This window comes from Halomonas daqiaonensis, assembly GCF_900109725.1.
Taxonomy (GTDB): domain Bacteria; phylum Pseudomonadota; class Gammaproteobacteria; order Pseudomonadales; family Halomonadaceae; genus Halomonas; species Halomonas daqiaonensis.
The window spans coordinates 79,241-90,272 of sequence record NZ_FOBC01000015.1; the positions used below are offsets into that span (position 1 = coordinate 79,241).

Here is an 11,032-nt window from a genome sequence, read left to right on the forward strand (position 1 = left end):
TGGTATTTAACTCGTTACCGCTACAAGCGTTCGCACAATCGACAAGAGTCGCTCGTCCTGCCAGCGATCGGCGATCAGTTGCACCCCCACCGGTAGTCCATCTTGTCCCTTGTTCAGCGGAAGGTTGATACACGGCACTCCGAGCAGTGTCCAGGCACGGCAGTAGACCGGATCGCCGGTGGCTTCCAGCCCTTGCGGGGCAACGCCTGGAGCACTCTCCGCCAGTATCACGTCGACCTCGTCTACAAACACCTTCGACAACCCTTGTTTGCACTGCTCGGCCGCCAGAAGAGACGCCCGATAGTCGGCATAGGATATCGCCAAGCCCTGTTCGATCAGCTCGACCAGTTTGGTGCCCATATCCTTACCATGCAGTTGAAATTCACTGGCCAGCGACTGCGCGGCCTCATAGGCCAACACCGCTTGGTGATGGATGATGAGTTCGTCGTAACTGGCATCCAAGCGTAATGCAAACACCCTGGCGCCGGCCTGCTCCAGACGTCTCGCTGTGCTGGACAAGGCCTCGGCGACATCGGAATCGAGCGGCCTGCCACCCGGTAGGTTACGCAGACCGACGCGGATGCCGCCAAGATCGGGCAGCGCCTCGATGGCGTCGGACCGGGTCAAGGCCGCGAAGGTCGTGCAGATATCCTCGATGTGTCTAGCAAACCAGCCCAGCGTATCCATCGAAGGAGCAAAGGCCTTGATGCCCGAGAAGGACACCGTATTGACGGTGGGCTTGAAGCCAAAAACACCACAGTAACTTGCCGGACGAATGATACTTCCGGCTGTCTGCGTCCCCAAAGCGAGGGGCACCATCCCCGCCGCCACGGCGGCGGCCGAGCCACTGGACGAGCCGCCCGGAGTACGCGAGAGATCCTGCGGGTTGCGGGTCTTGCCGGGTGTGAAGTAGGCAAACTCGGTGGATACGGTCTTGCCCATCGGCATAGCGCCCTGACGCTTGAGCAAGGTAACCACAGCGGCATCCACGACGGCTCCCGGCGAAACGAGATAGCCACCGGTTCCCCAGGTAGTCGGCATCTCGACTGTATCAATGATGTCCTTGATGCCAACAGGCACGCCACACAGCAATTGCCCGGAACCCCGCAGGGTTGTGGTCGACATAGGCGGCATGAGGTATTCCCAGGCCCTGACATCCGTTTCAAGCTTCTCGATCCGAGCCTGACAGGAATGCCACCAGGTCAGAACATCGCATTCGCCACGGGTAACTCGGGCCTGGAATGCGTCGATGGTGGCGTCGTCGAGCTCGGACATGCGTGCGCTCCTTTTACGCTGGAGGATCAGCTGATGCCGTGACCATGTCACGCCGATATCACGGGGCCGGGAGTTATTGTCAAATCCTGTGTATAGCCGGTCAGGCGGCAGTCCTGTCTGACTGATCGGTCAAGGGCTCGCCATCCTGGAACTGGACGTTGTTCACGACCAGCTCCAGCTTGTTGAACACCTTGATCCGCTTCCAGCTCTTCTGGGCGCTCTGAAGCAGCTTGAAGACCATCGCCAGGGTCGTTGCCCGGGAGCCGCAGTTCCGGCTTCGCTTGCTCCGCAGGCGGACCGTGGCGAAGGTCGATTCGATCGGGTTGGTGGTGCGGATATGCACCCAGTGCTCTGCCGGGTAGTCATAGAACGCCAGCAGTTCCTCCCGATCCTTGGCCAGGCACTCCATCGCTCTGGGGTACTTGGCCTCGAAGCGTTTCACAGTGCGATCAAAGGCCTTATGCGCCTCGTCGCGGGTCTCGGCCATCCAGATCTCATGGAGACTATCTACCCTCTGAAACCGAGCTGACTCAAAGCCTGGGAATCGGCAAGTCGAGCGTCCGCGAAGCCATCAAGATGCTCCAGGCGATCGGCATCGTGGAGGTGCGTCGTGGCCATGGCACTGTCATCCGGCGCGAACCGGGTGATCCACTGGTCGACCCGATGGCCTTCGGCATGATCCTGGCCCGCGGCATGACGCGCGACGTGCTCGAATTCCGGGCAATGTTCGAGCCCGCTTACACGCTTCAAGCGATGACCAACGCCACCGATGAGGACCATCGGCGAATTCAGGAGGCCATTGACGACATGGCTACCGCGATAGCCAACGGCGAGCAGACATCTCGCCACGATGTCAACTTTCATCGGGCGATCCTCCATGCCACCCACAACCCCATGACGATCCGCGTCGGTCAGACACTGTTGGAACTGATCGAGGCTGCGCTCGAAACGTCCATGCAGACACTGCCAGAAACCGCCCTCAACGATCACAAAGCTATCTACACTGCCTTCCAGGCGGATGATGCAGAGGGGGTAAGACGCGCAATTCAGCAAAGCGCGAAAAGCTGGGAAACCGACCTAACGTATCCGGATTGAATCCGTCGAGCTAATGAGATTGTCACCACTTGAGAATCAGAACCTCAAGACTTCTGTGTCTGGTAGAACCTGATTAACTTGAGACCGCCCACCCTCGCTTAAGCAGTATCAACAAGTCTGGCCGGGCTTATCCAGGTGCACCAATATGCGAAGCTCTTCGGTCAGCATAGGATCTAGCCTGACTCAGGTCCGATGAGATGCTTAACCTGCAGATACTCCGCCAGCCCCCAGGGGCCCAGCTCGCGGCCGATCCCACTGATACCGAACCCACCCCAGCCGGCCTCCGGTAGCACCAGCTGCTCGCTGTTATACCAGATGCTGCCGGCACGCAGCCGCTGGCCAACCCGCCTGGCTCTCTCGACATCACCGGCAATCACCGTAGCGGCAAGGCCGAATGGGCTGGCGTTGGCGAGCTCAATGCCCTCCTCATCGCTGGAGACGCTTCGACCGCAGAGCACCGGTCCGAAGATCTCCTCCTGCCACAGGCGACTCTGGACCGGAACATCACGATAGAGCGTAGGTACAACGAACTCGCCGCGCTCGGGCAACTGACGATGGCGTCCATCACGCACCGCGACCAGCCCCTCCTCCCACGCAATCGCCAGGTAGCGCTGCACGGCTTCGCGCTGGCGAGCACTGGACATGGGTCCCATGTCGGTGTCGTCAGCTAGGGGATCGCCAAGGCGAATGGCGTCGAGGCGCTTACCCAGCGCCGCATAGAGCGGCTCGGCGAGATCGTCGTGGACGATCAGGCGTGAAGTGGCGGAGCAGACCTGTCCAGAATTGAAGAAGATGCCCGCCATCACCCAGTCGGCGGCCTGCTCCACCTCGGCATCATCCAGCACCAGAACGGGAGATTTCCCGCCTAACTCCAGCGAAACGTTACGGACCCCCTTAGCCGCCGCGTGCATCACCTTCTCCCCCACCACATTACTGCCGGTGAAAGAGAATTTGTCGACACCCGGGTGGGCGGTGAGCGGCGCCCCGATACCCTCGCCGTCGCCGTGCACCAGGTTGAGCACACCGGCGGGCAGGCCAACGCCCTCGGCTATCTCGGCAAGCGCCTGTTCGGGAAGCGGTGTGATCTCGGAAGGCTTGAAGACGATCGTGCAGCCCGCCGCCATGGCCGGAGCAATTTTCCACGCGCTGGTCACCAACGGGAAGTTCCAGGGAGTGATCAACCCCACCACCCCGGCAGGATCCTCATAGACTTGGGCTTGGATACCATCAAGGCCATGCTCGATAAGACGTCCCTGGCGACCTTCCAGGGCTCGGGCCTGATTCGCGTAATATCGATAGCAGGCAATGGCATCATCGAGGTCGATAGCGGCTTCGGCCAGCGCCTTGCCGTTATTGCGTGACGACAGTTGCATCAGCTCGCCCCGGCTCGCCAACAGGGCATCGGCGAAGGCCGATAGATAAACGCCTCGCCTCTCACCGCCAAGCGCTTGCCAAGCCGGCAGGGCGTGGCGGGCAGCGGCCACTGCGGCGTCGACATCGGTGGAATCGCCGGCGGTGACCTCGGCGATTATCTCCTGTCGGTAAGGGTCCGTGACGGGCAGGCGACGATGGCTTGCACTCTCGACCCAGCGATTGTCGATGAATTGTCGTGTCAGCTGATGCACAGATGGCTCTCTCGCAGTGGGGTTCCAGGTCGGTGGGGCGTTATTCCTGCACCGAGGCATTCCAGGCGGCCGCGTCGATCTCTATCAGCAAGGGGCCCTGCTCGGGGCATTGCGATAATGCCTTGGCCAGGCTGGCGGGGTCGTCGGCCCGGGTGGCCAGGCAGCCGAAGCCGTTCGCCAGGGTCTGGAACTCCGGGGCATGCAGGTTCACGCCAATGGGGGCGACGCCGTTGGCGGCCATGTAACGACGAATCTCCTCGTAGCCACCGTTGTGCCAAAGGAGGATAACTACCGAAAGATGTTCCTCCACGGCGGTGGCGATCTCGGCCAGGGTGAACATCACGCCGCCGTCGCCGACCAGCGCTACCACCGGAAGGTCCGGGCGGGCCAGCTTGGCGCCGAGGGCGGCGGGCAGGCCGTAGCCAAGGGTGCCGTAGCCGGTGGAGGCGTTGAAGAAGCGCCGCGGCTCTGGCTTGGCGACCAGGTGATTGGCGGCGTAGACCGGTGCGCAGGAGTCGCCCACCAGGATCGCCTCTGGCATCGTCTCGGCAAGTGTGGTGAAGAGCGGCACGAAGGGAGCGAACGCCGGGTCACGATCCAGCGCGAGGGCTTCCATGGTGGCGGCGGTGCGGATGCGCCCCTGCCGGGACAAGGCCACCGGGAAGTGGGCCAGCAGGGCGTCCAGCGTGGTGCCGGCATCGGCGATCAGGCCGAGAGCCAAGGACTGGTTGCGCACCAGCTGTTCCGGGTCGAGATCGACTCGGATAAGCCGGCCCGTCAGCAGGAAGCCATCGTCGAACACCACGTCATAGTCGGTCTCACCAAGCTCGGTGCCGATGGCCAGTATCACGTCGGCTTCACGGGCCAGCTCGCGCACGGCGGGCAGGGCCGCGTTGGCGCCCAGGTCCAGCGAGTGTCTACTGCCGGCTTCAAGCCCCAGTAGACCCTTGGCGTTGATGGTAGTAACGGTGGGAGCATCCAGGCGTTCAACCAGCGCGCGGGCGGCCTCGGGCGCTGCGATGCAGCCCCCGCCCAGCAGCACCAGCGGCCGCTGTGCTTCATGCAACCAGCGTGCTGCGGTGGCGAGCCCGGCCGGGTTCGGTGCCGGTCGGTGGATGACCGGCGGGCTCCACTGTTCGGGGGGAGACACCTGAGCATCGAACAGGTCGATGGGGATCTCGATATGCACCGGTCCCGGGCGCATGCCCTCGAAGACCGCGAAAGCCCGGGCCAGTACCTCCGGCAGGGCCACCGGATCGAGCAGGGTATGACTGAAGCGGGTCAGGCCCGCCACCAGCTGCTGCTGGCAGGGCAGTTCGTGAAGGCGACCCTGACCGCGGCCGAGGGTATCTCGACGGTTGACGCTGGAGATCACCAGCATCGGAACGGAGTCGGCCAGCGCCTGGCCCATGGCCGTGGCAATGTTGGTCATGCCGGGGCCGGTGATGATGAAGCACACCCCCGGCTGGCCGGTGGATCTGGCATAGCCGTCGGCCATGAAACCGGCGCCCTGCTCGTGGCGCGGGGTAACATGTCGAATGCCGCAGGCTTCTGCGTCTCCGCCAAGCCCCCGATAGAGCTCGACGGTGTGGACGCCGGGGATACCGAAGACGGTATCCACGCCATAGGTGTCTCGCAGCAGACGAATGAGCAGTTCTGAACAGGTCATTTGGAGGCCCCTCATCCCACAAGCCAGTGGGCCATGACGACGATGATCGGCAAGGTGATAGCGGTACGGATCAGGAAGATAGCCGCCAGCTCCCACAGCTTCAGCGGGATCTTTGACTTCAGCAGCAAGGCACCGATCTCCGACATGTAGACCAGTTGGGTCAGCGACAGGCAGGCGATCACGAAGCGCGTCAGCTCGCTCTCGATGTTGCTGCCCAGTACCGCTGGCAGGAACATGTCGGCGAAACCCACCAGGGTGGCGGGGGCCGCGGCCTCGGCCTCCGGCAGGCCCATCCATTCCAGTAACGGCACCATGGGCATTGAAAGCCAGGTGAAGAGCGGCGTGAACTCGGCCAGGATCAGCGCCACGGTGCCGATGGCGATGACCAATGGCAGCAGGCCGAAGAAGATGTCGGCGACGTTGTAAAGGGCGATGCGCACCAGCTGCCGCGGGCCGGGGGCCTTCTCCGCACGGGCCACGGCCATGCCCAGGCTGTAGCGCAGAAGCCCCTGGTTGCCGGTGCGTTCTTCCTGCAGTTGGCAACCCACCGGCTCATAATAGGTATTCGGCTTGAGCGACAGCGGTGGCAACCGTGGCACAACCACCGCAGCCACCAGGCCAGAGACCACCACCGTCAGGTAAAAGGGCACGAAAAGATGGTTGATGCCGATGAAAGTCGTCACCAGGATCGCGAAGGCAATGGACACGATGGAGAAGTTGGTGGCGATGGCCGATGCTTCACGACAGTTGTAGAAGCCCTTCTCGTACTGTTGCGTGGTAATCAGCACTCCCACCGTTCCCGACCCCATCCAGGAGGCCGTAGCATCAATGGCACTGCGGCCTGGCAACCCGAAGATCCAACGGAAAGGTGTACGTAGCAGGCTGCCGACGAATTCCATGAAGCCGAAGTCGACCAGAAACGGCAGCAGGATGGCGGCGAAGAAGAAGAAGGTGAGCAGAACCGGAGCCAGGTCGTTGAGCATCACGCCACCAGTGAAGGCGGCAGTGATGAATTCCGGACCGACCTGGAAGTAGGTCATCAAGGCAAAGAGGGCACCAAGGGCGCGCATGGCGACCCACAACGGTGCCACGTCGAACAGTTCCTTGAGCACACCTTCGCGCGCCCAGCCTGGCTGGGTGAACTTGACCAGAAGAGTAAGTACCACGGACAGGCACAGGACAACCGTGGCAATGGCGGGCAGGGTGCCGCCCAGCAGTGCCTTGAGCCCATCAGCGGCGAACCCCATGCCGATGTTGATGGTATCGCCCATCGAAAAGGGCACCAGGAAAAGCAATACGCCGATTATTGATGGCACGAGGAACTTGATCAGTCCATGCCGAGATAGCGGGGCGCCCTCAAGGGCTATGTCGTCTGATGTATCGAGGGAGGATGGCATAAAGTACCTCAGGTTGAATTATCGTTGTCGTTTCGGACTGACCGAGGAGTCTCAATCGCGGCGCTTGACGCCCGGCAGCACACAGAGCATTTCGTACAGGAGAGTGGCGCCCATCAGGGCGGTATTTCCGCTCGGGTCATAGGGCGGTGCCACCTCGACCAGATCACCACCCACCACGTTGAGTCCCGCCGCGCCGCGCACGATCTCCAGCCCTTGCTGGGCGGTGAGGCCGCCCATCTCGACGGTACCGGTACCCGGTGCCACGGATGGATCGAGGGCATCGATATCAAAGGAGATATAGACCGGCCCATCGCCCATCTGCTCTCGCACCTCTGCCATCAGCGGCGCCAATGACCTGTACCAGCATTCCTCAGCCTGCACGACGCGAAAGCCCTGCTCGCGGGACCAATCGAAGTCTTCCGCGGCATAGCCGGTGCCCCGGAGCCCGATCTGGACCACACGCTGGCTGTCCAGCAGGCCTTCCTCCTGGGCGCGGCGGAAGGGGGTGCCGTGGGCGATCGGCTCGCCGAACATGTGGTCATTGATGTCGGCGTGGGCGTCGATATGAATCAGCCCCACCGGCCCATGGCGCTTGGCGATGGCACGCAGGATGGGCAGCGTGATGGTGTGCTCGCCACCCAGGGTCAAGGGAATGCAGTCGTGTTCAAGCAGCCGTTCGTAGAATGCGGTGATGATCTCCACACTCTTGGGCAGGTGAAAGGTGTTGATCGGCACATCACCGATATCCGCAACCTGAAGGCTCTCGAAGGGTGCCGCCTGGGTCGCCATGTTGTAGGGACGTAGCATGCGCGATTCATCGCGAATCTGGCGAGGACCCAGGCGGGTTCCCGGGCGGTTGGAGGTGCCGATATCCATAGGAATACCGATGAAGGCGGCATCCAGGCCCTCGGCGCTCTCCTGAGTCGGCAACCGCATCATGGTGGCAGGCCCACCGAATCGCGGCATATCGTTACCACCTAGGGGTTGATTGAACTCACTCATGCAAACGTCCTCTGGATTTCCTGGTCAGTGATAGAAGCGCCCAGTGCGTTACATGTGTTTTGCAGGAACCATGCCAACCCGATTTCAGGGCCTTGTGCGGGTTTTTTGATTCAGAATTGGATCACCTTGAGTCTTCCGATGATGCAATAATGAATTATTGATGTATTTTTGAATCGCAGGTCGGGCACATGAGCACCATCGATAGCCTCATCCTCAAGACCATCGTCGACACCGCGCACGACCACTACTTCATAGCCGATGCAGATGGGAAGGTTCGCTGCGTAAGCCCCAGTGCCGCCGCGGTCTATGGCATCTCCTGCGAAGAGCTTCGGGCCAGCACCGTGCAGCGCCTAGAAGCCGATGGGGTATTGAACCCCTCGATCAGCATGGAAGTGATACGCAGTGGTCAACCGGCACAACTTGTTCAGCGCACCTGCACTGGACGTCAGGTAATTGCACAGGCCTACCCGATCTTCGAAGAGGGGAAACTGGTGGCGGTGGTGAGCCGCTCCATGGACCTCACCGACCTCCAACTACTACAGCAGGAATATGCCCTGCTCCAGCAGCGTTTAAGCGACCACCTGAAGCGCAGTCAGGTGGTCGACCAGGAAGATACGGCGCTGGAGAACGAACTCGACAACCTGGAGGTAAAGAGCCCACTGATGCGTGAGGTGGCGCTACTGCTGCGACGGGTGGCCCCTACAGATGCCAACGTGATGATGCTCGGCGAGTCAGGGGTCGGCAAGACCGCCTTCGCCCACCAGCTTCATCGCTGGAGCGCACGACGCGATGGGCCTTTCGTCGACATCAACTGTTCAGCCATTCCAGAGAGCCTGTTCGAGGCCGAGATGTTCGGCTATCGTGCCGGGGCCTTCAGCGGTGCGGCGCCCGGGGGACGCGTCGGGCTTATCGAACAGGCCGCCAGCGGCACGCTATTTCTCGACGAGATCGGTGAGCTGCCCCTGTCGATGCAGACAAAACTGCTCAAGGCTATTCAGGATGGTCGCATCAGTCGCCTGGGTGACAGCCAGTCCCGGCGCGTCGACTTCCGCCTGGTGGTTGCCACCAACCAGAACCTCAGCAAGCGCGTGGAGGAAGGCTCCTTTCGCCTCGACCTTTACTACCGGCTGAACGTTATCCCAGTCACTCTGCCGCCACTGCGTGAGCGCCGCGAGGATATTCCCGGCCTGGTAGAGCAACAGCTGAAACGGCTCAATCGGCGCTATGGCATGGAAAAAATTCTCGCTCGCAGCAGCTGGCAGTCATTGATGAGCCAGGACTGGCCTGGCAACGTACGGGAACTGGAGAACTGGCTGGAGCGGGCCTGGCTGTCCAGCGATGAAATCATCAATGCAGAGGGAACAGCCTCGCCAGAACTCGTTATGGGGCATCAGGAAGCCGAGCCCGCTGAAGATCGCACGGCACCGGGTATGCTATCCCGCTTGTGCGAAAACGAAGGCCTGAAGGATGCCATGAGCCGCACCGAGCGCAGCATCCTGGCCGAGCTCTGCATGACACTCTTCTCAACCTATGCTATCGCCGAACGGCTCGGCATCAGCCAGCCAAGCGTCGTGAGAAAGCTCAAACAACACGGATTAAGCATCACACGGTGATGTAACGTACGACACATTCCCCGCGTGGGATATCGCACCATGTCAGGCATCTCGTCGGCGCTAGTCAGGTGATCGAAGACGTGTGTCAATTAGGCGCGGGGAGCAAGGCCGCTGGGGCCTTGGCCGTTTCCACCGAGGTATTGAGCTTGGCGCCCTTGGGACTACCGACGAATAACTAAGGACCTGAGCGGGGCTTACCCCTATCGAAAACAGGCCACCGATCAGAGATCGGCGGCCTGGGAGTGTGGCGTCGTTGCGGCCCGCGGCGCGGGCCAAAGGCTTACTTGGCCTTAGGAGCTGCTTCCTTGACGGCCTTGGTGGCGGTCTCGGTGGCTTCTTTAGCGCTTTCTTGAGCCTGCTTGACATTGCTCTCGGTCAGCTTCTGGCTTTCCTCGGCGAACTCCTGCTGCAGGGCCACGACCTTCTCGGCATCGCCCTTCAGGCGCTCGGTCAGCTCATTGGCGACCTTCTGTTGGCCTTCCATGTAGCTCTTGAGGCCTTCAGCGTCCTTGACCTCTACCAGGCGACGCAGCTGCGCCAGGTTGGTATCGGAATAGGCCTTGGTGGCCTCGAGCTGGGCATTGACCAGCTTCTCGGTGAAATCGACGGAGAGGGCAGCGAAGGCGCGCGCCGGAGCGAAGAACATGGAATCGAGCTGGGCGGTGTCAAACTGCTTGGGATCAAATGCGAATGCGTTGGTCATGATGGAACCTCCAAGGTTCTGAATGTTGTGGAACGGGAGATCCCCGCTCTGCTGCAGTGCACAATAGCAAGGATTTTTGTGCATTGCAACATCCCCGAAAGTCAGGTCATCCGTGAAATCTGACTCCCAGAGCGCGTTCGACTGAACCGGCTGAGGCCGCCGAACCAGAGCGACCGAACCGGCCTTGTCGAGATCTGGAGTGGTCATCAGGGACCCTACATGTAACCTCTACTGAATCGTGGTGGCCCCAGCTCCAGCAGCCGCTGATTTGAGGATCAGTAGTGCAGCACAGTGCGAATGCTCTCGCCTCGGTGCAGCAGCTCGAAGGCCTCGTTGATCTTCTCGAAGGGCATGTCATGCGTGATGAAGTCATCGATGTTGATCTCGCCCTTCATGTAGCGCTCCACATAGCCCGGCAGCTCGGTACGCCCCTTGACCCCGCCGAAGGCAGAGCCCTTCCAGACTCGACCGGTGACCAGCTGGAACGGCCGCGTGCTGATCTCCTCGCCGGCCCCGGCCACGCCAATGATCACCGACTCGCCCCAGCCCTTGTGGCAGCACTCCAGCGCCGAGCGCATGACGTTGACGTTGCCGATGCACTCGAAGGAGTAGTCGACGCCGCCATCGGTCAGCTCGACGATCACCTGCTGGAT

9 protein-coding genes and 1 pseudogene are annotated in these 11,032 nt (G+C 61.4%); 2 read left to right on the forward strand and 8 right to left on the reverse strand.

The annotated features are described in order from the left end of the window. Positions 1-6 precede the first annotated feature (6 nt). Both BMY30_RS12640 and BMY30_RS12645 read right to left on the reverse strand, forming a co-directional pair. On the reverse strand, positions 7-1,275 hold the full coding sequence (locus tag BMY30_RS12640; RefSeq protein ID WP_089714255.1) for an amidase: 1,269 nt from the start codon (positions 1,273-1,275) through the stop codon (positions 7-9). A gap of 100 nt (positions 1,276-1,375) precedes the next feature. After that, positions 1,376-1,780, reverse strand: a pseudogene (locus BMY30_RS12645) (transposase); the annotation flags it as partial. A gap of 38 nt (positions 1,781-1,818) precedes the next feature. Here BMY30_RS12645 and BMY30_RS12650 point away from each other — a divergent pair. Then, positions 1,819-2,370 (forward strand): FadR/GntR family transcriptional regulator, encoded by a 552-nt coding sequence (locus BMY30_RS12650; protein WP_244516202.1) that lies wholly within the window; start codon positions 1,819-1,821, stop codon positions 2,368-2,370. Between the two features lie 173 nt (positions 2,371-2,543). Here BMY30_RS12650 and BMY30_RS12655 read toward each other — a convergent pair whose 3' ends face one another. From BMY30_RS12655 to speB, 4 genes are read right to left on the reverse strand one after another with little or no spacing between them, the layout of a single operon-like run. Further along, on the reverse strand, positions 2,544-3,995 hold the full coding sequence (locus BMY30_RS12655) for an aldehyde dehydrogenase family protein (RefSeq protein WP_244516201.1): 1,452 nt from the start codon (positions 3,993-3,995) through the stop codon (positions 2,544-2,546). Between the two features lie 40 nt (positions 3,996-4,035). Then, positions 4,036-5,664: a 5-guanidino-2-oxopentanoate decarboxylase gene (locus BMY30_RS12660; RefSeq protein ID WP_089714260.1), complete on the reverse strand. Its 1,629-nt coding sequence runs from the start codon at positions 5,662-5,664 to the stop codon at positions 4,036-4,038. 11 nt (positions 5,665-5,675) lie between these two features. Next, positions 5,676-7,061: a YjiH family protein gene (locus BMY30_RS12665; RefSeq protein WP_089714262.1), complete on the reverse strand. Its 1,386-nt coding sequence runs from the start codon at positions 7,059-7,061 to the stop codon at positions 5,676-5,678. A 51-nt stretch (positions 7,062-7,112) separates the two neighbouring features. Beyond that, a complete protein-coding gene (gene speB, locus BMY30_RS12670) occupies positions 7,113-8,063 on the reverse strand; it encodes an agmatinase (protein ID WP_089714264.1) in 951 nt (316 codons plus the stop codon). Positions 8,064-8,251: 188 nt separating this feature from the next. Here speB and BMY30_RS12675 point away from each other — a divergent pair, with 188 nt between their 5' ends. Next, entirely contained in the window at positions 8,252-9,676 is a 1,425-nt protein-coding gene (locus tag BMY30_RS12675; protein ID WP_089714266.1) for a sigma-54 interaction domain-containing protein, read from the forward strand. A gap of 280 nt (positions 9,677-9,956) precedes the next feature. Here BMY30_RS12675 and BMY30_RS12680 read toward each other — a convergent pair whose 3' ends face one another. Further along, complete coding sequence (locus BMY30_RS12680; RefSeq protein WP_342027787.1) at positions 9,957-10,586, reverse strand: phasin family protein; 630 nt, start codon at positions 10,584-10,586, stop codon at positions 9,957-9,959. Between the two features lie 68 nt (positions 10,587-10,654). Then, the coding region (locus BMY30_RS12685; protein WP_139195523.1) for a zinc-binding dehydrogenase at positions 10,655-11,032 on the reverse strand (378 nt) is incomplete at its 5' end.